Source organism: uncultured Endozoicomonas sp. (assembly GCF_947495845.1).
In the GTDB taxonomy this organism is placed as follows: domain Bacteria; phylum Pseudomonadota; class Gammaproteobacteria; order Pseudomonadales; family Endozoicomonadaceae; genus Endozoicomonas.
Map to the genome: position 1 here is coordinate 19783 of NZ_CANMAO010000006.1, position 24174 is coordinate 43956.

General features: G+C 47.1%; 17 protein-coding genes. 12 read left to right on the forward strand and 5 right to left on the reverse strand.

All coding sequences use genetic code 11. From position 1 onward, the window contains the following. Positions 1 to 21 precede the first annotated feature (21 nt). The 4 genes from Q1B11_RS06460 to Q1B11_RS06475 are packed head-to-tail and all read right to left on the reverse strand — an operon-like array spanning position 22 to position 6342. The gene (locus Q1B11_RS06460) at positions 22 to 1704 is read right to left on the reverse strand and encodes a dipeptide ABC transporter ATP-binding protein (RefSeq protein WP_299729401.1); all 1683 of its coding nucleotides are present in this window, start codon (positions 1702 to 1704) and stop codon (positions 22 to 24) included. Then, on the reverse strand, positions 1704 to 3140 hold the full coding sequence (locus Q1B11_RS06465; protein WP_299729404.1) for an ABC transporter permease: 1437 nt from the start codon (positions 3138 to 3140) through the stop codon (positions 1704 to 1706). Before Q1B11_RS06465 ends, Q1B11_RS06460 begins: the two co-directional genes overlap by 1 nt. An 18-nt stretch (positions 3141 to 3158) precedes the next feature. After that, on the reverse strand, positions 3159 to 4136 hold the full coding sequence (locus Q1B11_RS06470; RefSeq protein ID WP_299729407.1) for an ABC transporter permease: 978 nt from the start codon (positions 4134 to 4136) through the stop codon (positions 3159 to 3161). 34 nt (positions 4137 to 4170) lie between these two features. Next, positions 4171 to 6342, reverse strand: coding sequence for an ABC transporter substrate-binding protein (locus tag Q1B11_RS06475; protein ID WP_299729411.1), 2172 nt, complete (start codon positions 6340 to 6342; stop codon positions 4171 to 4173). A gap of 761 nt (positions 6343 to 7103) precedes the next feature. Between Q1B11_RS06475 and Q1B11_RS06480 the strand changes: the two genes are divergently transcribed. The 9 genes from Q1B11_RS06480 to Q1B11_RS06520 all read left to right on the forward strand — a co-directional run bounded on the left by Q1B11_RS06480 (position 7104) and on the right by Q1B11_RS06520 (position 17484). Next, positions 7104 to 9722, forward strand: a complete 2619-nt coding sequence (locus Q1B11_RS06480; RefSeq protein ID WP_299729414.1) for a TonB-dependent receptor — start codon at positions 7104 to 7106, stop codon at positions 9720 to 9722. A gap of 124 nt (positions 9723 to 9846) precedes the next feature. Then, positions 9847 to 10647, forward strand: a complete 801-nt coding sequence (locus Q1B11_RS06485; RefSeq protein ID WP_299729417.1) for a DUF3450 domain-containing protein — start codon at positions 9847 to 9849, stop codon at positions 10645 to 10647. After that, complete coding sequence (locus Q1B11_RS06490; protein WP_299729420.1) at positions 10647 to 12086, forward strand: MotA/TolQ/ExbB proton channel family protein; 1440 nt, start codon at positions 10647 to 10649, stop codon at positions 12084 to 12086. Before Q1B11_RS06485 ends, Q1B11_RS06490 begins: the two co-directional genes overlap by 1 nt. 10 nt (positions 12087 to 12096) lie before the next feature. Continuing rightward, positions 12097 to 12618: a MotA/TolQ/ExbB proton channel family protein gene (locus tag Q1B11_RS06495; protein ID WP_299729423.1), complete on the forward strand. Its 522-nt coding sequence runs from the start codon at positions 12097 to 12099 to the stop codon at positions 12616 to 12618. A gap of 189 nt (positions 12619 to 12807) precedes the next feature. After that, positions 12808 to 13212: a biopolymer transporter ExbD gene (locus Q1B11_RS06500; RefSeq protein ID WP_299729426.1), complete on the forward strand. Its 405-nt coding sequence runs from the start codon at positions 12808 to 12810 to the stop codon at positions 13210 to 13212. 23 nt (positions 13213 to 13235) lie between these two features. Further along, the gene (locus Q1B11_RS06505) at positions 13236 to 13856 is read left to right on the forward strand and encodes an energy transducer TonB (protein ID WP_299729429.1); all 621 of its coding nucleotides are present in this window, start codon (positions 13236 to 13238) and stop codon (positions 13854 to 13856) included. 3 nt (positions 13857 to 13859) lie between these two features. Beyond that, positions 13860 to 15101: a tetratricopeptide repeat protein gene (locus Q1B11_RS06510; protein WP_299729432.1), complete on the forward strand. Its 1242-nt coding sequence runs from the start codon at positions 13860 to 13862 to the stop codon at positions 15099 to 15101. A 1103-nt stretch (positions 15102 to 16204) separates the two neighbouring features. Next, complete coding sequence (locus Q1B11_RS06515) at positions 16205 to 16549, forward strand: S-adenosylhomocysteine hydrolase (protein WP_299729435.1); 345 nt, start codon at positions 16205 to 16207, stop codon at positions 16547 to 16549. Further along, positions 16549 to 17484, forward strand: coding sequence for a nucleotidyl transferase AbiEii/AbiGii toxin family protein (locus Q1B11_RS06520; RefSeq protein ID WP_299729438.1), 936 nt, complete (start codon positions 16549 to 16551; stop codon positions 17482 to 17484). Before Q1B11_RS06515 ends, Q1B11_RS06520 begins: the two co-directional genes overlap by 1 nt. A gap of 184 nt (positions 17485 to 17668) precedes the next feature. Here the strand turns inward: Q1B11_RS06520 and Q1B11_RS06525 are convergent, their stop codons facing one another. Next, a complete protein-coding gene (locus Q1B11_RS06525; RefSeq protein WP_299729441.1) occupies positions 17669 to 18064 on the reverse strand; it encodes a hypothetical protein in 396 nt (131 codons plus the stop codon). 274 nt (positions 18065 to 18338) lie between these two features. Here Q1B11_RS06525 and Q1B11_RS06530 point away from each other — a divergent pair, with 274 nt between their 5' ends. The 3 genes from Q1B11_RS06530 (at position 18339) to Q1B11_RS06540 (ending at position 24154) form a co-directional block, all read left to right on the forward strand. Beyond that, positions 18339 to 20153: a M3 family oligoendopeptidase gene (locus tag Q1B11_RS06530; RefSeq protein WP_299729444.1), complete on the forward strand. Its 1815-nt coding sequence runs from the start codon at positions 18339 to 18341 to the stop codon at positions 20151 to 20153. 401 nt (positions 20154 to 20554) lie between these two features. Beyond that, positions 20555 to 22306, forward strand: coding sequence for an ABC transporter transmembrane domain-containing protein (locus Q1B11_RS06535; RefSeq protein ID WP_299729447.1), 1752 nt, complete (start codon positions 20555 to 20557; stop codon positions 22304 to 22306). A 66-nt stretch (positions 22307 to 22372) separates the two neighbouring features. Continuing rightward, positions 22373 to 24154 (forward strand): ABC transporter transmembrane domain-containing protein, encoded by a 1782-nt coding sequence (locus Q1B11_RS06540; RefSeq protein WP_299729450.1) that lies wholly within the window; start codon positions 22373 to 22375, stop codon positions 24152 to 24154. Positions 24155 to 24174: the final 20 nt, after the last annotated feature.

The following is a 24174-nucleotide window of genomic DNA, read 5'->3' on the forward strand; positions in this document are numbered from 1 at the left end:
GCCGACCTTTGTCGTTTTCAATCAATGAACAGAAGGCACAGCCTCAAGCAGCACTTTTGTGTATTCATGCTTTGGCTGGGTCAGAACTTGCTCGGTTTCTCCCTGTTCAACAATCTTTCCACCCTGCATCACTGCAACACGGTGAGCGATGTGAGGAATAATAGAAAGGTCGTGGGTGATAAACAGATAAGAGACGTGTAACTCCCGCTGAAGTTCCAGAAGCAGATCCAAAACTTCGGCGCGGATGGAAACGTCCAGAGCGCTGGTGGGTTCATCGCAGATAATAAGATCCGGCTCCACCGCCAGCGCCCGGGCAATAGCAATCCGCTGTCGTTGGCCACCTGAGAACTCGTGGGGGTAACGGTGACGGTGTTCCGGTTCAAGCTTCACACGGGTAAGGAGTGATTCAATGCGTTGAATGCGTTCCTCTTTGGTCTGCTCAAGACCAAGGCTGACCATCCCCTCTTCAATAATGTCGCCAACGGTCATCCGCGGATTCATGGACGAGAATGGGTTTTGGAAAATGACCTGAATCTTCTTGCGAAGTGGCAGCATTTCTTTACGGGTGAGCTTATTGATACAAAGGTTGTTGTACCAGATATCACCCGCAGTCGCCTTCTCAAGATTAAGAATGGCTCGCCCAGTCGTGGATTTGCCACAGCCGGACTCACCAACAAGTGCCAGCGTTTCACCCTTACCAATTGAGAAGCTGATGCCGTCAACGGCTTTGGTATGACTGTGAACTCGCTGAAGTAATCCCTTACGAACCGGGAAGTGAATCTGCAGGTTTTCCACTTTTAACAGAGGTGCTTCTCTCTCCAGCGAGCGGTACTCATCCATATCCGGAAGACTATCGATCAACTGTCGGCTATAGGCTTCCTTTGGGTTTTCAAAGAAAGCCACGCAATCATTCTGTTCAATGATTTCGCCTTTGTACATAACACCCACCCGGTCAGCCGTCTGACGAACGACGCCCATGTCGTGGGTGATTAACAATACGGCCAACTGGCGACTGATGGTGAGTTGTTTTATCAGCTCCAGAATTTGTTTCTGAATCGTCACATCAAGCGCAGTGGTTGGCTCGTCTGCCAAAAGGATGTCCGGTTCGCAGGCCAGAGCCATAGCAATCATCACCCGCTGCTGCTGACCTCCGGACATTTGGTGAGGGTACCAGTCAACACGTTTTTCCGGATCCGGGAGCCCTACTTCATGAAACAGTTCCACGGTTCGATGACGGATCTCTGAACTGTTTAAGGAAGTGTGAATTTTCAGGGTTTCGGCAATTTGAGCGCCAACTGTTTGAACGGGATTGAGAGCCGTCAGCGCATCCTGAAAGATCATGGCAATCTTTTTACCGCGAACATTTCCCATTTCCTGTTCTGTTAACGCAAACAGGTTGGTTTCAGGTAGCGAGATTTTCCCTTTGGTGATGGTCAATGCATCAGGCAGTAGTCGTAGAATGGACAGGGATGTGATGGACTTTCCACTGCCAGACTCTCCAACCAGCGCGTACACTTCCCCTTTTTTCAGATCAAAGCTGACATCTTTTAAAATAGGTGTGTGCGGCTTATGGTTTAAGCGAACATTCAGGTTACTGACGGACAGCGCCAATGTCTTATCTGACGGTTGATGATTCATCGTGATTGCACTGGTTGCCCCTTGAGTGGGTGAACTGGATCGCGCTTCTGTTATTGTTACTGACATTATGCAGTCTCCAGTTTGGTTTTTGGATCAAACGCGTCACGCACCAGGTCAGAGAACAGGTTAACGGACAGCACCAGGGTAAACATCAGGAAGAAGGCTCCGCTCAGGTTCCACCAGATGGATGGCTCGCGGGACAACTCGGTACTGGCCATATTAATCATGTTGCCCCAGCTTGCCATGGCCGGGTCAATACCGACACCAATGTAGGCAAGAACGGCTTCGGCCAGCACCAGACCACTGAAGTCCAGTACGAACGAAATCATAATGATATGGCTCAGGTTGGGCAGGATGTGTCGTTTTATAATCTGGAAATGGCTGACACCAAAAGCGTGAGCGGCCTGAACATAGTCAAGCTGGCTGATTTTCAGGGTTTCTGCCCGAAGTAAGCGACAGAGTGTCGTCCAGCTGGTAATCCCCAGAATAAAGCACAGCGCCAGGAACTTGGCATCCGCTTTCTCTAAACCGATCTCAAAGAACTGTGGGTTGTTGTTGATCCAGACCTGAAACAGCAGAACAGAGGCGGCGATCAGCAGAAGCCCTGGGATCGAGATCAATGTTGTATAAATATATTGGACGACATCATCAATCCATCCTCTGAAATAGCCAGCAGCAAGACCAAGGCTGATGGCAACCGGCATGGTGATCAGCGTCGCCAGAGTTCCGATCAGAACACCGGTGCGAATGCCTTTCAAGCTTTCAAATAGGGTGTCGTTGCCTGCCTGATCGGTGCCCAGAACGTGGTAAAGATTGCCCATAGTAATCAGCCAGCCCAAGATTGCCATGATAACGGCAAAGGTTATCCAGGCCGATTTCCAGGGCAGAGGGGAAGTATCACCATCACCGGTATTGCCAGATTGACTTCTGCGCAGCCAGAAGGCGTGAAGTCCGATCAGTGCTAACGCCAGCGCCAAACCTTTACCAATGCCAACCATCGAATTCAATGCGACATCTTTAGCGAAGGCCTCCGGGTTTTCCAGATGCGCGCCAGCAAAAGTTAGCTCAGGGTAATCACGAACCCGTTCACCATCCGGTAATAACAGGTTTTCTTTATTCCATGATTTCAGGGCGAAAGGTGCCGAGTAGGTACGCTCAGGGCGATCACCCATCTCGCCAAGGGCAAGATCCAACAGGCTGTTTACATCATTACTGTAAAATACCTGTTCACTGCTTTGTCCTTCCGTTGCAGGCAGTGCTTTACGGAAATGAATGGAATCCACTAACGCAATAACAACATAGGACATGATGATGACAAAGGTTGCCATGCCCAGCCTGGTAGAAAACACCTGTCGCCAGTTTTCCTGGTTTTGAGGGTTGCGTCTGAACGAGGCAACGAATAAGGCGATGGCACCGACCAGCAAAAAGATCAGCACATCACTCCATAAAATGGTCCACATAAACCCTTCACCAAACAGGCCCGGTCCGATTTCGAAATCCATAATTACGTCCCTCTCTGTTTAGCTCAATCGAACCCGGGGATCTGCCCAGGTGTATGAAATATCGGTCAGAATCAAACCGATGATGTACAGCACAGAGCCGAGAAAGACCATCGCTCTGACAATGGCGAAATCCTGTGCGCGAATGGCGTCCAGAAGATAGCTGCCAAGGCCTGGAATACTGAAGAATGATTCCATAACAAGACTGCCCATAAACAACACAGGAATCACAACGACGACCCCGGTAAGAATGGGTAGCATGGTGTTCGGCAGAATATGGCGGAATAACACACCCGCTTCGCTGACTCCTTTAGCGCGAGCGGTTCTGGCAAAATCCTGTCCGGAAACTTCTATAAACAGCGAGCGGTACCAACGGGCACTGGCGCCGATACCGGAGATCACTCCTATAACAATGGGCAGTATTAGAAAACGCCAGCCGTCTATACCATCATTAAAACCGGACACCGGAAACAGGCGAGACATTTTCGCCATGTAGTACTGGCCGAAAATAATGTAGAACAGGTAAGAGATAGACATCAGGGTGACAAACACCACCACGGCAAAGCGATCCAGATTGCTGCCGCGGAACATCAATACCATCAGGGCTACTGAGATATTAACAAAGATCCCAATGAAAAAAGTGGGTAAAGCCAGTGCCAGGCTTGGGCCCATCCGTTCAAGAACATCCGACTGAATACTTCTGCCGGCATCGGAAGTACCAAAATCAAAAGCAAACAACTTTAACGACTTGTTAAAAAAGATGGTGTCGGTGAGAGTGCCCAGTCCATCAGCATCGCCATTGACGAACAGAGGCTGGTCATACCCTTTCTCCGCAATCCATTCCTGCACAGCTTCTTCGGTAACGTACTTGTCACCAAGGTGAGCCGTTGCCATGTCTTCAGGCGTATTGACAATAAAAAATAAAATAAACGTCAGCAGGTTTACGCCAATAAGAATTGGAATGGCGTAACACAGTCTTCTAATGATGTAGGAAAACATATTTTTATTCTCTTTCCAGGTGGTAGTCGGGTACTTAACCGGCATCAATCGTCAGTTTCTGCCTGCGGCGATAAGCCCTGACACCAGGAACGATTAACAAGAACAGTAAGCCAATGCTGGCCATCAATGGCCATACAACAGGTTTGTTCCATTCTTTTTGTTTTTGTTCTCTGAGCACCGGATCAACGCGCACATACTTCAATGTGCCCTGATTGATACCGTGACGTTTGGTGTTATAGACCCACTGGTTGGAGAGGTAATACTCTTTGTTATTGAATCCCCAGATCCATGGGCTGTCTTTTTGAACAATGGCGACCATTTGGTTGATGGCATCCAGTCTTTCCGGCCCATTGGAAAGTGCCTTTACTTTGTCGTATAAACGATCAAATTCCGGGTTGTCATAATTTGTTGAGTTACTGCCGGCACATTGGCATTTGACCAATCCCTGACGACTGTCCAACAAGAACAGGAAGTTTTCCGGGTCTGGGTAATCCGCCAACCATCCCCAGCCAAACATCTGAGTATTGCCTTGTCGCATCTTTTCTTTGAAACGAGGATAGTCCGTGGTGCGGAACTCAAGTTGGACACCCATCTTCGCCAGCTGCTTTTTGATCCAGTCAGCTCTTGGGCTGCTGTCTGCAGAGGTGGTATCCATATAGAGGATCAGGGGTTTGCCGGTTTCATGGTGTCGTCCATTGGGGTAGCCCGCTTCGGCCAGCAGTTGCTTAGCGTATTCTATGGACTTTCTTTTCGGTGTTTTGGTGGCCGGATCCCAGTCAAAAATGTAGGGGTTGGTTGCCTCTTCACCTTCTGTATAGCCATACAAACCTGGTGGAATCGGCCCCTGGGCAACCTGGCCAATACCGTTGCGGAAAATATCGATGTATTCCTGATCGTTATAAACGATGCTGATGGCCTGGCGCAGTTTTCGTTTATCTTCTGTGTACCCACCAACCACCGGGTCGACCATATTGAAGCCGGTATAGTAAAGCGAAGGACGAATTTCTTCATCCACAATAATGTCGCGTTTTTCCAGTTCTGGCGTCAGCTCAAGCCCTTCAGGGCCAACGGTAAACGCCTGGTCGAAGGTAGCGGTGTTGATGTTTGGGTCACCATCGCCGGAGCGATCATAGTAACCCTGGGTAAACTTGCTCCACATGGATGTGGCTGCTTTTTCATGGCGGAAGATGGCTTTGTCAATAAACGGCAGTGGCTTACCAGCATCGGCGAGATAGCCTCGTTCCTGATCATCACCGGAACCTTCGGAGGGGTAGAGCTCATTACGGAAATTCGGATTGCGCTCAAGAATGATTTCACGATTAGGTGAGTTCACCGTCATCATAAAGGCCCCGGTACCGATGGGGTTCCAGTCCAGAGTCAGGTTACGATCCGGGAAGCCGGGGTTGTGGTAAAACCGGTCCGCTTCCCAGGGAATAGGCGCAAAGAAAGGCATGGCCAGCCAGTATTGAAACTGTGGGTAGATCCCTTCAATGCGAATAGAGAAGGTATAGTCGTCTACTTTGGTTAAGCCTGCCATCGGTTGAGCACGAAGGTCGAGCCACTGCTCTTCTTTACGATTTTCTTTTGCCCATGCACCAAAATCTTTCATGCCAACGATGTAATCGGTCATCAAACCGAGCAGAGGTGATTTGTTGACCGGATCCGCCATTCGCTTGATTTGGTAGATGTAATCATCAGCTTTTAATTCCCGTGTGCCGGTGATTGGGAAGTCGCTCAGTAGTTTGTACTGTTCACCTTCTTCAATACTGCTGAACAAATAAACAGGCTTACCCTGATTATCTTCAGCGAGCGCCGGGTGTGGCTGATACCTGGTACCCGGCGTTAGTCGTATAGTAATCAGACTGTAAGCAACATCCTGACTGTCGTCCGGAATCAGGTTTAAATCATCGTCAAGAAACGTCAGTGTCGGCATTGCTGATGCGGTTGCTGGCGACAGCTCATAAGGCCGCTTGAGGAAGTGGTATTGCAGAGGTGGTTCGTAAATCTGGTCAATAAACAGCTTTTCTTCCGCACTGTAAGAGCGGACAGGGTCCAGATGCTTGGGGCGGGTAATGAAACTGCCAAAGTAGGTGATCTCTTCTGAATCCACGGCCGGATTCGGGTCATTCCAGGGGCCTGAGCATCCCGAAAGCAGTAAAGCTGCAGTCAGGATAGCGGCCCACTTTGTTGTGGTGCTTTGCGGCATGATTTCTCTCTTTATTGTTATCGGTGGTCAGAGCCAGTGGGCTTCCGTTCGCCATGCGTTAAGCAGATGTTGAGCCAGAAACGCATACATTTTCTAGAGATAGCCGTGATGTCGGCTAATCAGCTGTCAACGGATTGTACGTATTTATGCTTATCTCGTCATCTTTACATAAATCAAACGTCTGCTGACGCTTATTGGTGCAGCAGAGAGGGTGTTTTGCGCTAATTTGGTGCAAGCGGGAGTTTTGAGAATGTGGAAGTAGAGCAAAAAATGTTCAGGATAAAATGCTTTTATTACAGGAATATTATAGTTAAATGACCTTTTAATGGCTGAGTTAAGTAAAAATACCTATTTTTTTGAACTGGTTGGTTGATTTTTCTCTTTAAAAAAAATTACAGTGCGCTTACCTGTCGCATAGAAGAAATATAAATACGTCCATGTGAAGGTATTTTATTCCAGTTTTTGGCGGCGCGTGAAAATTGGAATGGTACTTGCTCTGACGTGTTTATCAATGTGAATGCATTGAAAGAAGTGGAAATAAGAAGAAGCTGCACACGTTTAACGGACAACTGCAGTATAAATTGGTGACAGGCCAATAGTCCGGTGAAGGCATAAACCTGAATCGGACAGGGGAGCTACAAAGGGGATGTCTCCATCTGGAGATGATGTAGTAGAGCGTAGCCCGCCATGGCGGTGTACAGGCAGGGAGCCAAAAGCTCAAGCTGGCCATAATAAACACAACAAGTGAGCAAGGATAAAACATGTTTAGAAGGACGGTGCTAAGCACAGCTGTAGCTGTGGCTATAAGTTCTACGCTTGCCTCCACGGCAGCGTTTGCAAATGAGGAATCGGTTGAGAAGCTGGAGAAAATCCAGGTGACCGGGTCTCGGATCTCGAGGGTGGATGTTGAGGGTTCAACACCGGTAGTTGTATTTGACCGTGAAGCCATTGAGAGCTCAGGTGCTGCAACAATTGCTGAATTTCTGAAAGAGTCCCCAATGCTAATGGGGCCGAGCATGATTACCGAAAATGAAACATTGTCTCAGGTTGCTGGTGCTTCCGGCCTGAATTACCGTGGATTTGGCAATGATGCTACGCTGATTTTGCTGAATGGAAGGCGTCTGCCCGATAACCCAATTTCTTCTACGTTCGTTGATGTTAATCAACTTCCTTCTGCGGCTGTGGAGAGGATTGAAGTTCTTAATGATGGTGCATCTGCTATCTATGGCTCGGATGCAGTGGCAGGGGTTATTAATATCATTACTCGTACTGAGTATGAAGGAGCAACTGTTAGCTTGAAAAAAGGCATTTCTGGTGAGTCTGATGGTGGCCAGGATGCGCTTTCAATTGTTACGGGTGCAAGTAATGATAACACCCGTGTTCTTTTTACGGCAGATGTCTTTAAGCAGGGTATCGTTAAGGCTACAGACCGGGACTATTCCAATTCGGCTGTGAAGAATGGCATTGATGGTCGAAGTGCATACGGCTACCCCTCATCAGTATTTAAAACCGATTTCTCTGAAGCGGCTGCTCCGTCGGATTGTGCTCCAGAAAACACTCAGCCATCTTCAAATGCAGCAGCGGGTACGGAGTGTTTGTATGATTATTCCAGCGATTATCAGCTGATTCCTGAAACTGAACGATATGGTGTGTTTGGTATCGTTGAGCACGACTTTAATGACGAGTTGACAGGTTTTGCTCAACTTCGATATGCAAAATCAAAAACAATTACGTCTAATGCTGCGGCTCCTGGCTTTTTGGAAGTGGAAGTCACAAATGAGTACTTACCATATGTTTCGGGATTGTCAGGTGTAGCTGTGGGGGATAAGGTTTTTGTTGCTCGACGCTGGAATGAATTTGGTAAGCGGGAAAAAGAAAATACCAATACAACTGCTGAAGGTGTCTTTGGTGTGACCGGTTCATTGACCGATCTGTTTTTTGCTGGCGACATTAACTGGTCGGCAGAGGCTGGTCATAGTGTGACTAAAGGTTTACAGAAGGGTATTAATGGTCAGTTGTACCGGGCTGATATGGAAGCAGGCGTTGCGAATGGAGATATTAACCCATTCGATCCAAGTGCAAACAGTGCTGAAACGGTTGCTAAATATCAGCAGTCCCCAGAGCGGGAAGGTGAGTTGAAGCTTTCTTTTGCAAACCTCCGTGCTGATGGTTATTTGGATGATCTTGATCTTGGTTGGGCATACGGCCTTGAAGCAAGAAAAGAGAAATATTTCGATCAGACCACTGAAAATTATGACGACATCATCGGTGGCGCATCTGGTAACGGTGGTGGTGACAGGAAGGTGACTGCATCGTATCTGGAGTTTGCATATAATCCTGTGGATATGCTTGAGCTTGGTACTGCTGTCCGCTATGACAAGTACAATGACTTTGGTGATTCTGTGACAGGTAAGTTGTCGGCTGGATTGCGCCCTATGGATGAGTTGTTGATACGTGCAAGTGTTGCAACCGGTTTTAAGGCCCCTGATCTTAAGGAACTGTACCTTGGGAAGAGTGAAGGTGTTCAAAAGGTTATTGACACCAAGGTGTGTAATGAGACCAAAAATTCTGGCGGCACTGCAGATGAGGTAGCTCAGGCTTGTAAGAAGAAAGAAGTTTACTCTGTCTCTGGTGGTAATGAAGATTTGGATGCAGAAGAGTCTAAGTCTCTTAACTTTGGAGTGGTTTGGAGTGTGACTGATCAGCTCTCTGCATCTGTGGACTACTGGGACATCACCGTCGAAGATAAGATTACAACTATCGGTGCTCAGGAAATCCTGAATAATGAAGATGGGTTTGGTGGTGAGTATGTAGACCGTAATCCTTCTGGTCAGTTAGGTGGCAAGGAGAGTGGATCCCAGATTACGGATACTTATCAGAATGTTGCAGAAGAGCGCGGTAAAGGGCTGGATATTGCTGTCAACTATAGCCTGCCTACAGACTTAGGCCAGTTTGATTTCCGTTGGGATACAACTCATCTTATGTCGTTTAAGCGCAGTAAAGGCTTGAGTGGTGTGCTATGTGAAGAAGCTGGTACTTACGGTGAGCCTGAGTGGAAATCTTCTCTTGGTATGAACTGGAAGCGTGAAGCCTGGAGTGGTAATGCTACTGTGAAATACATTGGTAGCTATGATGATAACGGCAGTGGACGCAGCTCCGGCTGTGACTTCGAAAACACTGAAGAAGTTAAGTCTTATACAACGCTGGATCTTCAGTTAGGTTATGAATTCCACACTGGTACAAAAGTACTTGCCGGTGTTAAGAATGCCACAGATGAAGAACCTCCATTCTCTAAAGAAACTCAGTGGCCTTGGTATAATCAGGCTCTGTATAGCCCAACAGGCAGATTTGTTTATGCTGAGATGAAGCATACGTTCTAGTAGCCTGACCTGACTCCCACGGTTTTCCGTGGGAGTTCATACCATAAACCGATACTGACTCCCACGCGCAGCATGGGAGTCAGCCTTCGGAATTAACAAAAACATACATGGGAAATGGCAGTCCATGGATAAGAATAAAACCACCCACAAGGTAAAAGGCCTGTGCAGCACGCTGGTACTCAGCACTGCGTTGTCCGCTTCAATAATGATTCCCTCTGCATTTGCTCAGGACCCTTTGAGCAGTGCGCTGACTACACAACAGAAAACCGATAAGGCCTCGCAACGTTCTCAAGCGAAGGTGAATAAAATTTCTGATCAGACGCAAGAGCTTCTGGCGGATTACAAAAGCACCATTCGTCAGGTTGAAGCATTAACTGTTTACAACCGACAGCTGCAGAAAGTGGTCAATGCCCAGCAGGCAGAAATTGAATCCATGCTGGCTCAGATCGAAACGCTGGATCAGACTAATATCGAAATTACGCCACTGATGCTGAAAATGGTGGATGGTCTGGAAAGCTTTATCGCACTTGATGTGCCCTTTCAGCTGGAAGAACGTACTGATCGTGTCGCCCGTCTCCGTGAGACCATGGATAGCCCGAACGTTACGACCTCCGAAAAATACCGCAAAATTCTTGAAGCCTATCAAATTGAAAACGACTTTGGTCGTACCATCGAGGCTTATGAAGCCAGCCTTGGTGAAGGTGATGCAACTCGCACCTATAACTTCCTGCGCATAGGTCGAATGGCGCTGCTCTATCAATCACTGGATGGTGATGAAACGGGCCAGTGGAACAGCGAAACCCGCGACTGGGAAGTACTCCCGGATAATTATCGTGCCGGTGTTAACCAGGGGCTGAAAATTGCCCGTAAGCAGGCGCCCCATAACCTGATCAAATTGCCGGTTCGCGCTGCGGAGGATGCATAATGAAGTACATTACCTCGCTTACTAAAGCCATGACCCGGTCAATGGTTAAACCGTTAGTTATTTCCCTGGGGCTAGGCCTGACATTTTCAGCCAGTGCCAACGAAGGTGCTGCTGCATTGCAAGACCTTCTCAATAAAATCAAAGCGGACAGTGTCACCGAAAGTCGTGAAAATAAGGCGCGTGAAACGCGGTTTTTAAGTGATAAAAACTCACAGCAGCGGTTACTGGCAGAAGCAAAAGCAGAGCTTAAAGCTCAGGAGAGCCTGAGTGATCAATTGCTCAAGCAGTCCGATGATAACGAGAAAGTTCTGAAAGAAACTCAGAACACTCTGGATATCCGTTCTGGAGAACTGAAAGAACTCTTTGGCGTTGTACGACAGTTTGCTGGTGATAACAAAGGCATTTTTGAAGCCTCCATGATCACTGCACAGTTTCCAGAAAGAACCGCCTTTATGGCGGAGATGGCAGAAAGTAAAAAACTGCCAACCACAGGAAAACTGGAACAGTTTTGGCACGAAGTGCTTCGTGAGATGGTTGAATCTGGTCGTGTAACCAAAATGCCAGCCACCGTGATTTACGGCGAAGGTGATGAGGCACAAAAAGACATAATTCGTGTTGGCAGTTTTAACGCCATATCAGAGGGTAAATACCTGACGTACTCACCTGCGGTGGGTAAATTCCAAGAGCTCTCCCGTCAGCCATCTTCCAGTATTCTCTCTTCGGTTGATGATCTTGAAGAAGCAAAAGAAGGGTATGCACCTTTTTATGTTGATCCTTCGCGGGGGCAGATTCTTTCTCTGCTGGTTCAAAGCCCAAGTATTGGTGAGCGAATTGATCAGGGCGGTGTGGTTGGTTATGTGATTCTTGCACTCGGTGCCTTTGGTCTTCTTCTGGCAGGAGCCTGCTTTGTTAATCTGACCCGTATTGGTCAAGGTGTTAGTAAGCAACAGAAAACCGATCAGATTATTGACGGTAATCCGTTGGGCGACATCATGAAAACTTATCAGGAAAACCGGGAAGCTGATCTGGAAACCCTGGAGTTGAAGCTGGACGAAATCATCATGCGTGCAGCGCCTTCTATTGAACGCGGTGTCGGTGGTATCAAACTGATTGCATCTGTTGCTCCTCTGTTGGGGCTGTTGGGTACGGTTGTTGGCATGATTGCCACATTCCAGGCCATTACTCTCTTTGGTACCGGTGACCCTAAACTGATGGCAAATGGTATCTCCGAGGCGTTGGTAACGACCATGCTGGGTCTGGTAGTGGCGATTCCTACACTGTTCGCCCACAGTCTTGTTCAGAGCAAGAGTCGTCGTTTGATTCAGGTTCTTGAAGAACAGAGTGCCGGCTTTATTGCCCAGCACCAGGAAAAGGATTTGAACACCGGCGTACGCAATGTTCGCGCGACAGAAGCAGTTAGCACTGCTCAGCCAGCGTAAGGAGTAACCTATGTACTGGTTACTGGAAGAAATTGAATCCATTCGCCGCTTTCTTGGTATGGGCGGCGATGTACTGATGATGTTGTTTTTACTGACTCTGGTTCTCTGGGTGTTAGTGATTGAGCGTTATCTGTTCTTTTATATTGATTGTCCTAAGGTGGTTAAGGAAACCATTGATCAATGGCAGAACCGGTCGGACAAATTGTCCTGGCGGGCGCGGCATATTCGCATTGCCATGATCTCTGAGGTTTCTTTGAGTGCGCAGCAGGGGCTGCCTATGATCAAAACCTTGATAGCTCTTTGCCCATTATTGGGTCTGCTGGGAACAGTAGTGGGCATGGTTCAGGTATTTGATGTGCTGGCAGTTACCGGTACCGGCAGCCCACGGGCCATGGCATCGGGTATTTCCAAAGCGACGATTCCCACCATGGCGGGAATGGTGGCAGCACTCTCCGGTCTGTATTTCAGTGCATTGCTCGAAAAGCGTGCCAACCGGGTAACCCATAAAGTCGCAGACTCCATGCAGCATTAATTGGGCTGTGACACTAATTGGACTGTGACACTAATAGGGCTGTAGCTACTTCCATCGTCAGGAAGCTATACGGCAGAGGCAATATAAAGTTGTGTTTACTGTCCGGGCGAGGTGCAGTGAATACAGCTTAAATCTCAGCCCGATGGCCTGCTGCTCCCCAAGCAGGTCATCGGGTGGGAGGAAAGAATAATGAGAAGACGCTATAGCAACGGCGCACAGGAAGATGCAGGGATTGATATGACACCGATGCTGGACATCGTGTTTATCATGCTGATCTTTTTCATTGTGACTACGTCGTTTATTAAAGAAGCTGGTATTGATGTTAACCGCCCAACGGCGAACTCCGCCCAGGTGGTAAAGAAAGGCAATATCATGATTGCCGTCAGTGATACAGGCGCTGTCTGGATTGACAAACGTCGTGTCGAAGTGGGTGCGGTTCGGGCCAACGTTGAGCGTTTGAAGGCGGAAAACCCTGAGGGTGCGGTAGTGATACAGGCGGATAAGAAGTCCGAATCAGGCATTGTCGTAGAAGTCATGGATCAGGTGAGACTGGCGGGTGTTTACAGCATCTCCATTTCTGCACGGGAACCATAAAAACCAGAAGGTAAGAGGTGCGTATGCGTTATTTAGCAGCACTCGGTCTGGGATTTGTGGTGGCACTGGGGTTGTTCGCAGTGATGAACGCCCTGGTCAACAACAACCGCCATGAACTGGTCGATGCAGACGATAACCGGATCAGTGAGTTCATTCGCTTACAGCGTCCGGAAACCATAAAAGAGAAAAAGCGGGAAATTCCAAAACCGCAGCCTAAACGGCCACCGCCACCACCGGAGATGAAAATCTCACAGCAGGTGGACAAACCTGTGATCGAACAGGTGAAGATGGAAGTACCACAGGTTGATGTGGATCTTGATCTGGCAGTAGGCGACGGTGCTGGTTTGTACGCTTCTGGTGGTGTTTCTGCCGGTGGTGGACCTGTTCCATTGAATAAGTTCAGTCCCATGTACCCACGTAAGGCTTTGCAACGTGGCGTTGGTGGATCGGTAGTCTTTCAGTACACGGTGAATGCCGATGGCCGGGTATCTGATGTCAAAATTGTCAAAGAAAAACCGAGAGGTAAAGGCTTTGGTAAGGCGATTAAAAAGGCTGCCCTGAAATGGAAGTTTAAACCAGCGATGGAAGATGGGGTTGCTGTGGCACGTACACAGCAGCAGGAATATGAGTTTGTGCTGGAGTAAACCATGAACAGAATAACGTTAGGTCTTAAAAAGACGGCTATGGTTTCTGTATTGCTGGCGGGGATCAGCGCTCCGCTTGCCATGGCCGCTCCAAAAAAAGCGCCTGAGCTTCGGCAGATTACTTATAAATACATTCTCAAAGCTCAGGAACAGATGGCAGAAGACGATTATGCCTCTGCCCGCCAGAGCCTTGAGCATGTGCTTGCCAAGGTGCAGAGCAGCAAATACGACAAGGCTGCGATCAATCAGATGCTGGGTGTCGTGTTTGCCAATCAGGAACAATACGATAAAGCGATTAGTTACTTCCGGTCTGCACTTGCCGATGATGCTCTGCATTTGCCAGCTGCGCAGCAGGTTCGCTATAACCTGGCGCAATTGTTGATGATGAAGGGTAAATACCCTGAAGGCATTGACCAGTTGAAAATCTGGATGTCGAATCTTGATGACAATGTAGAGATACCTGCCCGTGCCTGGATCATGCTGGCAAACGGTTATTCAAGGATGCAGCAGTGGGGCAAAGTGATTGAACCAGCAGAGAATGCGATTGCTGCTTCAGATTCCCCACCCGAGTCCTGGTACACCCTGTTGTTGGCAGCTCATTATGAAATGAAGGATATTCCTTCTGCCATTGATGTGCTTGAAGTGCTGGTGACATTAGCGCCACAAAAGAAGCAATACTGGTTGCAGCTTTCTGGCATGAATATGTCCATTAAGCGAGATGCTGCCGCATTGGCAGCACTTCGTGCAGCCTACCGGAATGGCTTGTTTGATAAAGAGAGTGACTACACACAACTGGCAAACTTTCTGACTTACCAACAGGTGCCTTATCAGGCAGGCGTTGTTTATTCGAAAGGTATGCAGGAAGGATTGGTTGAAAGTAATTTCGAAAATCTGAAAAAGCTGGCGAACTTCTGGTCTCATGCAAGAGAGAATGCCAAAGCAATTGATGCTTTTAATCAGGCGCTTGAGCTGAAAGCCGATCCGGGCCTACAGGTAAAACTTGCCAGAATGCTGGCTCGTTCTGAGCGCTATCAAGAGTTATTGGTTATGGTTGATAACCCTGTTGAAGGCATGACAGAGAAGCAACAAGGTGAAATGCTGTTTTTAACAGGTATGGCGCATTATCAGTTGGGAGATACCCGGAAGTCTCTCAGCTATATGAATAAAGCGTCCGAGTACAAAACCAGCAGTGGGCAAGCCAAATCATGGATTGGTTTTTTACAGCAGGATTTGAGTAGCCAATAGCTCATGAAATATTCCTCCCTCCTCTTTCTGCCACGGTGGGTGTGACTCCCACGGGGAGGGAGGGATTCCTTATTTACTGACAGACAGTATTTAGTTAGCCACTACGCTACCAGTATGATGATGTATTACAAAAATCCCATGCTACACTTAAAAATAAGTACAAAAGGCGGAAAAATGGATTTACGCTGTGCCGAAGATATCGTCTACTTCAGGTCTTTATGACTCTACCACTGCCGGATCTCCTTCCAATATTTCACATCAAGCTTTTCGTAATCACTTGAACGGCAATAATCATAAGGGCCTGGTCGAATGTTCGACTTTTTCCGATAAAACTGCCTGTCACCACCCCTGTTAGGAATATGCCTCTTCATAAAAAAACGCCTAAAATTTGAGGCTCCTCGTCCTTTAGTGTGGATTTCATCCAGAAGCATCAGCGATAATCCAGGCCGTTTTTAACCTCTGCAACGTAGTGTCCTACCATGGATGGAAATCAGGTTTTTATACTCGGTCTTGGCTTGCAATCTCCCTGGAAGCTGGTTAGTCAGAATCTGGATACCTCAACAAAACCCAACGCGCTCACAATTGATGCAGCAGCTGACCGTGGTATCCTGTTTCCATGCCCTTGTTGTGGTAAGGTCTGTCCTGCCCATGATTTCAATTCGTTGACCTGAAGGCATCTCAATTTCTTCCAACACCATTGCTTTACCGCCGCACAGGTGCCCAGAACAAAATGTGAAGAACACGGCGCTCGGCGTGTAAATATCCCCTGGCCAGATAAGGCGGCAAATTCACTCTGTTATTTAAACAAGCCCTGTTAATGCTGGCTCGGGAGATGCCTGTCAAAGCCTGCGCCGAGTACATACTGGTTTGTTTTTAATTGTCGAGTGCAAAAATACGACATCATTTATGATTTAATATATATTAATCAGCATGTTATGAGAGATCTTTAAAATCTTAAATGTCGTATCTTTGCTTGACTGAAAGTGTTTTTTTTGCTAGATTACCTATTATGCGATTACCTTAATTGGTTGAGTGTTATGAAACGCCAGTCACTAAAAATAACAATTGCCACCAAGATAACCCGCTCTAGGCGGGAGGTTTTTTTGCGTTCGGATTTTGATAAGCTGGCCGGATACGACCAGATTGGCAGAGTGTTGCGTCAGCTAATATCCGAAGGATCGCTAATAAAAGTTGGTTATGGCCTTTATGCGAAAGCTCGGTTAAATCGAATTACTGGCAGCCCCATGTTGTCCGCCAAAGGAGGATTCGCCCAGGTTGCAGAAGAAGCGCTTTCTCGGCTAGGGGTAAAATGGGAGTCGTCAAAATCTACTGCAGCTTATCAAGCAGGCTCTACACAAATTCCAGCTAACGCAGAAGTGATTGTTTTTGAACGATTCAATCGCAAGATAGGCACCGACAGGTTTGAACTTAAAATGGTTCGCGCTTAATGAGTGTTGTTGATTCATCCCTTTTCCTAGATGTAGCGGACGTCTTAGGGATTGGCATTCCAGCTATCGTTGAAAAAGATTATTGGGCTACTCAATTATTAAAAGAAATATCAACACTAAAGCCTGAAGGCCACCAATTGGTATTTGCTGGCGGAACCTGCTTGGCTAAAGCACATCAAAATACATTTAGAATGTCTGAAGATATTGATATCAAAATGGTTCCACATAGAGATACAAGATCGCGCTCCAAAAACCAACAGAGAAATTTGAGACGTAAAATACATCAACTCATTAACGACATCATCGACAACAATGAGCAATTCGAGCTAGTCCAACCGCCAAAGAAAAGAAACGAAAACAAGTATCAGCAGTTTTTAATTAACTACCCTAAAGATCATGACAGCTCGGATGCATTGAGGGCTCACCTGCAACTAGACCTGACGGAATCTATCCTGCTCGAAGACCCGGTTGAGCTTTCTCTAGGCTCTCTTTATGCGAGTGAGTTGAAAGAATCAAACGAGATTCAAAACATTGCTTGTGTCACTATCAATTCAACAGCAAGTGAGAAGTTTGTATCCCTGCTTCGAAGAACAGCGTCTCACGCCAGAAACAGCTCAAGAGCAGATGACGAAACGCTTATCCGCCATGTTTATGATCTGCACTTGATTTACGAATCAATGCGGTCGCCAGCAAGCCTGAAATCAATGATTCAGCGAGTGATAGAGATTGATCAAGAGCAGTTTGGTAATCAGCACGAGGAATTTATGCGTGATGCAAACAGCGAGTTGCGTTATGGCCTGTCTCTTTTAATTAAACAGCCGCACCATCAAGATCGATACAATAAATTTATAGGTCCGCTGGTTTATCACCGATCTCCGGCGAAATGGAGTGAAGCTATTTCAAGTATAGAGTCGCTTGCTGGGCACTGGTTATGATAATTACGTTCCAATACTAATTATTCTAAATATGTCGGTAGAAGGACGGCAGCGATGTTGGATCAGGATCGGGCCAATCTTAACTCTGCCCTGGCCGATGTCTGGCGGCCAAAAGACGAAACCACTCTGTAATGATCGAGCGCTCTTAAAGGTAAGGATTAAAATAAATAACATCCTCCCCCTTTCAGGGCGCTTTAGCCAATCCCACCCTTACGGCGTGCGTCTGCCCGTCCTTGCCGATTTTGATAAAGTTGTAATAAACGCGGTGAGCAGTCAGGACTTTCTCTACCATGGAGGGGTTGTAGGGCTGCTTTCCTGACCATGTCAGACCATCGTTCGAGTCTTTTGATAGCGGCCTTTCCAGATAGGATACTAACCTTCGAGTGGCGTTGAAAAGGCTGTCGATGGACTGCAATAAACCGTAAAAATGGAGCTCAGCAAGTTTCGGTAGCAGTAGTGACTCTCTTCCGGGGATGTGACGGGCGGCTCGATAAGGCTCGGTAATTTTATGAAACGGTGTGTGCAGCCATTGCCCGGGTTCAAGCGCTCTCAGTGGTGACTCCAAGTGATCGATTTGCATTTGGTTTTCTGCTGCTTCTTTATCAAGATATTTGTACAGAATTATACCCTTCAGAGCCTACATTCGGCAGCCTTTCCTTACCATCTAGCCCAAAAATATATCTGACAAACAAAAGCTTACATAAAAACAACGCAGTTATTGTATATTTATCTGGGAATCGTCTTTTATCTGATTTTTAGCATAGTGGCTAAAGTGTTTAGCGGTATTCAGCTGAATTCTTAATCTGTCTGGGCAGCTCCAAAGTAATAAAACCTAACGAAGACAGAAGCTGTATATGAGTATCGATTCTGACAACACCATCCCAGTCTGGAATAACACCCACATTTACAAAGATTTCAATGACCCAGCCCTCCAGCAAGACATTGAAACCATTTCAACGATATGTGATGCATTGAACGACAAAGCATTAGTGCTTGAAGACAGTGCTGGTGAAGACTTGGTTCGCATTTTGGTTGAAGCTATTAAATTTGATGAAAAGGCCAGTATTCTCTGCTGGACGGCTTCAACTTTTGCCAGTTCAATCAGTAGTGTTGATGCAAAAAATGATGAAGCATCCAGGCTGGATGCAAAAACGAACACATTAAGCGCCAGAATTGAGCAGGCATTTAAACCGTTTAAACAGTATTTGCTGAAAGCGCCAGATGACTTGTTGGAAAAGGTGTTTTCTGATGACGACGCGGCTGGCTATCGATTCTATTTTCAACATCAGAGAAAACGTAATGTTCACCTGTTGTCTACGGAGGAAGAAGTTGCTATTTCAGCGCTCTCTGTTGATGGGCTGCACAGTTGGTGGCGGTTGTATAATGAACTGAGGGGTTCGCTGCGATGCCAGGTTGGCGGTGAGGAAATAGGGCTCGCCAGTGCATTCAATCTCACGTTGCAACAAGATTCGGTTAAACGAAAACAGGCATGGGATGGGATTCAAAATGCCTGGGGAAGTCGCGAAGAAACCGCAGCAGCTATACTCAATGCCGTCAATGGTTGGCGAAATGAAGAAAGTCAGCTGCGCTCGAAAATTGAGCCTGTTCATTATCTGGATGTGAGTTGTCATCGTCAGAAGATTGAGAGGTCCACACTGGATGCTCTTATCGGTTCTACAGAAGCGCATCTTGATATTGGGCACAGAGCGCTGAAAGGTATGGCGAAAGGTCTTGGGCTGGATAAATTAGGCCCCCAGGATTTGCACGCGCCTTTTCCTTCTGCCAAGAGTGACGCAATAGGCTATCGGACTTTCTCCGACTCTATCGATCTGGTTGCAAATGCATTTGCAAGACTCGACCCGGCAATGGGTGAGTTTGCCCGTACCATGTATAAAAAGGGCTGGATTGATGCCAAGCCATCCGATAACCGCACGACGGGGGCTTATTGTGCAAAGTTTCCTAAAGTGGGTGAGCCCAGAGTATTTATGACCTGGGATGGTTCTATCAGCAATGTCATTACGCTCGCTCATGAACTGGGTCATGCCTGGCATAACTGGGTTATGAAAGATTTGTCGTTTTGTGAAACGATTTATCCTTCAACATTGGCTGAAACCGCCAGCATTTTTGCAGAAACACTGGTGCGTGACGCGCTGGCAGAACACGCCAGTACTGATCATGAACGGCTCGAAACGGCCTGGTTGGATGCAGAGCGGGCATCGGCATTTCTAGTCAATATTCCTGCGCGCTTTGAGTTTGAGAAAAAACTGGTTGAGGCAAGAGCAGAAGGGTATGTTCCTGCCAGTCAACTGACTGCGCTGATGAATGAAAGTTGGGCTAAATGGTATCAGGACAGTATTTCTGGCTATGACCCACTTTTCTGGGCAGCAAAGTTACACTTCTCAATTTCAGGCATGAGTTTCTATAACTATCCATACTTGTTCGGCTATTTGTTCAGTCTGGGTATTTACGCCAAGAAAGAGCGTTACGGTGATCAGTTCAGTGATGTTTACCGAGGCGTTTTAATGGACACTGGTCGTATGACAGCAGAGGAATTAATTGAGAAACACTTTGATCAGGATATTCGTCAGCCAGCGTTCTGGAATGAAAGCCTGGACATTGTCGATCAACAAATCCTCCGCTTTGAAGAATTGCTTGACAAAATTACCTGATATCGGTTGAAAGCGAAAACGGCATCAGGAATAATACTTATTCCTGATGCCTCAACCTATGCGACAGGTAATCAAATAAACGGCCAAAAGCTGATAATAAAAAAGGTAAAGGAGTATTTCATGATTAATACCGCCCGAGAAATCACTATGACGACGTTTGCCATTGCGTGCATTCATGGACGTGTCGCTGTGAACGGTTTGGGCGGTCTGCTGAACCCCCTTCTATAGCGACACATCTCTCTTTTTATATTAATTATTTTTGACGTCAGGCTTCCCTGATATCAGGTGACGTTAGTGTCTTTATCGGTTTTGCATTGCCGGGGAATACCTGACTCTGACGGAAACAAAGTCTTGGCCTGTTTTCAGCGATATTTCGCTGTAAGAAGGCTTTAGGGGGATAAATGTCTATTTTCTGGAACCTGGGATGGTTCTTCAAAAAACACTGGTTGCGTTACAGTTTTTGTGTGCTTTTTCTGATTCTGGTTTCTTTAGCGGAGCTTTTGCCACCCTGGATTATCGGTGAACTGGTGGATGAAGTGCAGCAGGACCGTGTCACATTTGCCATGGTGTTGCAATCATCACTGCTTATTGCCTTTATTGGTCTTGCGATTTATGTCCTGAGAAACGGTTGGCGGATTATGTTGTTTGGTGGGGCCATTGAGCTGGGCAGAGTCATGCGCCTTCGTTTATTTCATCAATTTACTCACATGTCCCCGGAGTTTTATCAGCGACACAATACCGGCGATTTAATGGCTCATGCGACCAATGACGTAAAGGCCATAGAAATGACGGCGGCAGAGGGAGTGCTTACTCTGGTCGATTCGATGATAGCGGGATCTGCAGTGATTATTGCCATGATCCTTGTGTGTGGCTGGGAGATGACCGTCGCGGCCTTGCTGCCGTTTCCCGTAATGGCCTGGTTGATGTTCACTTATTCAGGGTTGTTGCATTCTCGATTCAAGCAGGCGCAGGAGGCTTTTTCAGATCTTAATAATCGTGTGCAGGAAGCGGTCTCAGGCGTGCGGGCAATCCGAGCCCATGATTTGAGCAGTGCTCAGATGCAGAAGTTTGCCCATCAATCAGAATCGACGGTTGCTGCCAATATGAAAGTCGCCCGGGTTGATGCGATGTTTGATCCAACCATTTCTATTTGTGTGGGGATTTCTATTCTGGGAAGTATGGGGTTTGGGGCGTGGCGTATTAACAGTGGCCTGATGACGTTGGGGGAGCTGACAACATTTACCATTTATCTGGGCCTGTTGATCTGGCCAATGTTTGCTTTTGGTTGGCTGTTCAACATTGTGGAAAGAGGTAATGCGTCGCTTAACCGTCTTCAGTCTCTGATGGGCGAGAAACCGGGTGTAACCGATAAGGAAGTAAAGGCTACTGATAGCCTTGATGGTGATATACGGTTTGATGTTAAGCACTTTATCTATCCTGGTGCTGATAAGTTGGCACTGGGTAAGCTGGAATTGAACCTGAAGAAAGGGCAGTTCATCGGTATTTGTGGAAGAACGGGCTGTGGTAAATCCACTTTGCTCAGATTGCTGTTGAGACAATACGACGACGCGTCAGTCACTATTCAGATTAATGGGATCGATCACCAGCAATTTTCGCTGGATCAATTAAGAAGTCGGTTTGCTCTGGTGTCTCAGGAGCCGTTTTTGTTTTCGGCAACCATCGCGGAAAACATCGCATTTGGTAAGCCCTTTGCCAGTCGGGAAGAGATTGAACGTGTTGCCAGACTGGCTTGTGTGCATGATGACATTGTTCAGTTTACAGAAGGTTATGAAACCCTGCTGGGAGAGAAAGGGGTGAACCTGTCCGGTGGACAGAAACAACGATTGACCATTGCCCGCGCTCTGCTCCTGGATGCAGAGGTTTTACTGTTTGATGACGCCTTTTGCTCTCTGGATATGCAGACTGAAGCGAGAATTCTCGACAATTTGATGAAGCCGGGCAATACGAAAACCATTGTCTTGATTACACAACGCCTGACCAACTTAAACAGGGCCAATCAGATTGTTGTGCTTGATGATGGCGTCATCAGTGAATCGGGTTCTCACAGAGATCTGATCGCAGAAAATGGCTGGTACGCAAAGATATTTAATCGTCAGGCGTTGGAAATAAAAGCATCCGGAATTAATAAATAAAAATAAATCTACTCCCGTACTTTCGTAGCCGTCGAGTAGCAAAATACAGTTTCAAGGAAGTGAGCCGTGGAAAGGCATAACAAGAAAAAGCAGTTTATCAGGCTGCTGAATTATGGCAGACCCTATAAAAGCAAACTGCTTTTCAGTTTGCTGCTTATGTTGCTGGGAACCGGAGCTTCACTCTATGCCCCGGTGATAATGAAGACGTTTATTGATGACCATGTGGTTCCCCGCAGCTGGGACTCGAATGCGCTGTTGTTGCTGGCAATCGGCTTTATGGGGATGTCTCTTATCGCCGCAGTGATGAGCTGGTTTGAAGCAATCTTGTTTCAAAAAGTGGCGCTATCGGTTGTACACGATATTCGTCGTCAGGTATTCAATCACCTGTTTCGTTTGCCAATGGTCTTTTTTGATCGGGAGCCAGTCGGCAAGCTGGTTTCCAGGGTGACGAACGACACAGAAACTGTGCGTGATCTGTTCGTTCAGGCATTGCCTGATACCATACAAGGGGTTGTGACGATTATTGGCGTCATTATTGCGATGTTTTTGCTGGATGTCCGGCTGGCACTGTTTTGTCTGGGGATTTTGCCGGTCATTATCGGGTGTATTTATCTTTATCAGAAATACAGCCATCCGGTGTTTCATGCATCCCGTGCCGTGCTGAGCGACATTAATACCCGGATTAATGAATCCATACAGGGTATGTCGGTCATACAGGTTTTACGACAGCAGAAGCGTGTAAGTCAGCAGTTTGAAGATACCTGCGAAGAGTATAAGCAGATTCAGAACAAGCTGGTCATCATTAATGGCGTATTGTTGCGTCCGATGGTGCACTTCGCTTCCATGATTGCCCTGGCATTATTGGTGGGAGGTTTTACTGGTCAAGCGCTGAACGGACCGGTTGAGATCGGTTTACTCTATGCCTTTATAAACTACCTTGATCGTATGTTTGAGCCGCTGACGCATATCACCATGCAAATGCAGGTATGGCAGCAGTCAGTAGTGTCTGCAGAAAGAGTGTTTCTGCTGATGGACGAACCAGTAGAGCACAGACCTGAGCATCCAGGTGGTAAAGCCATTCAGCAGGGGCGCATCGAGTTTCGGGACGTTGAGCTTTCTTATGATGGTGTGAACAAGGCACTGGACGGTATCAGTTTTACGGTAGAACCGGGGCAGTTTGTAGCGCTGGTGGGCCATACCGGTAGTGGTAAAAGCTCCATTGTTAACCTGTTGATGCGTTTCTATCAGTATCAGAAAGGCTCGGTATTTGTGGATGATCAACCGTTGTCTTCTTTTTCTGAAAAGGCCTTGAGAGACAGCCTTGGTCTGGTTTTTCAAGAGCCTTTTGTGTTTCAGGGCAGCATTTCCGAGAATATCCATCTGGGCAAAGAGGAGATATCGGAACAGCAAGCAAAAGAGGCAGCCAGTCTCGTGCAGGCATCAGGCTTTATAGAGCAGCTTCACGATGGCTATGAAGAAAAAATGGGAGAACGTGGTCAGTCATTGTCCAGTGGTGAAAAGCAACTTCTGTCGTTTGCCAGAACTCTGGCTCAAGACCCTGCGATTCTGATTATGGATGAGGCGACGGCCAATGTTGATAGCGAAACAGAACTGGCCATCAAACAGTCGTTGTTTACTCTCAGACAGAGCAGAACGACGTTAGCTATCGCCCACAGGCTGAATACCATTGAAGATGCCGACCTGATTCTGGTAATGGAGCGCGGAAAGATTGTGCAGCGTGGGACCCACGAATCCCTACTGAAAGAAACAGGGTTATATCAGGATATGTTTAAGGCTCAGCAGGATGTTGTTGCTGAAGAAACAGGGGCACTCTCGATGGCTGGGTGACCGGTGACCGGTGACCATAA

Coding starts and splice junctions, on each gene's coding strand:
- Q1B11_RS06460 (WP_299729401.1), bottom strand. CDS start 1,704: ATGTCAGTAACAATAACAGAAGCGCGATCCAGTTCACCCACTCAAGGG.
- Q1B11_RS06465 (WP_299729404.1), bottom strand. CDS start 3,140: ATGGATTTCGAAATCGGACCGGGCCTGTTTGGTGAAGGGTTTATGTGG.
- Q1B11_RS06470 (WP_299729407.1), bottom strand. CDS start 4,136: ATGTTTTCCTACATCATTAGAAGACTGTGTTACGCCATTCCAATTCTT.
- Q1B11_RS06475 (WP_299729411.1), bottom strand. CDS start 6,342: ATGCCGCAAAGCACCACAACAAAGTGGGCCGCTATCCTGACTGCAGCT.
- Q1B11_RS06480 (WP_299729414.1), top strand. CDS start 7,104: ATGTTTAGAAGGACGGTGCTAAGCACAGCTGTAGCTGTGGCTATAAGT.
- Q1B11_RS06485 (WP_299729417.1), top strand. CDS start 9,847: ATGGATAAGAATAAAACCACCCACAAGGTAAAAGGCCTGTGCAGCACG.
- Q1B11_RS06490 (WP_299729420.1), top strand. CDS start 10,647: ATGAAGTACATTACCTCGCTTACTAAAGCCATGACCCGGTCAATGGTT.
- Q1B11_RS06495 (WP_299729423.1), top strand. CDS start 12,097: ATGTACTGGTTACTGGAAGAAATTGAATCCATTCGCCGCTTTCTTGGT.
- Q1B11_RS06500 (WP_299729426.1), top strand. CDS start 12,808: ATGAGAAGACGCTATAGCAACGGCGCACAGGAAGATGCAGGGATTGAT.
- Q1B11_RS06505 (WP_299729429.1), top strand. CDS start 13,236: ATGCGTTATTTAGCAGCACTCGGTCTGGGATTTGTGGTGGCACTGGGG.
- Q1B11_RS06510 (WP_299729432.1), top strand. CDS start 13,860: ATGAACAGAATAACGTTAGGTCTTAAAAAGACGGCTATGGTTTCTGTA.
- Q1B11_RS06520 (WP_299729438.1), top strand. CDS start 16,549: ATGAGTGTTGTTGATTCATCCCTTTTCCTAGATGTAGCGGACGTCTTA.
- Q1B11_RS06525 (WP_299729441.1), bottom strand. CDS start 18,064: ATGCAAATCGATCACTTGGAGTCACCACTGAGAGCGCTTGAACCCGGG.
- Q1B11_RS06530 (WP_299729444.1), top strand. CDS start 18,339: ATGAGTATCGATTCTGACAACACCATCCCAGTCTGGAATAACACCCAC.
- Q1B11_RS06535 (WP_299729447.1), top strand. CDS start 20,555: ATGTCTATTTTCTGGAACCTGGGATGGTTCTTCAAAAAACACTGGTTG.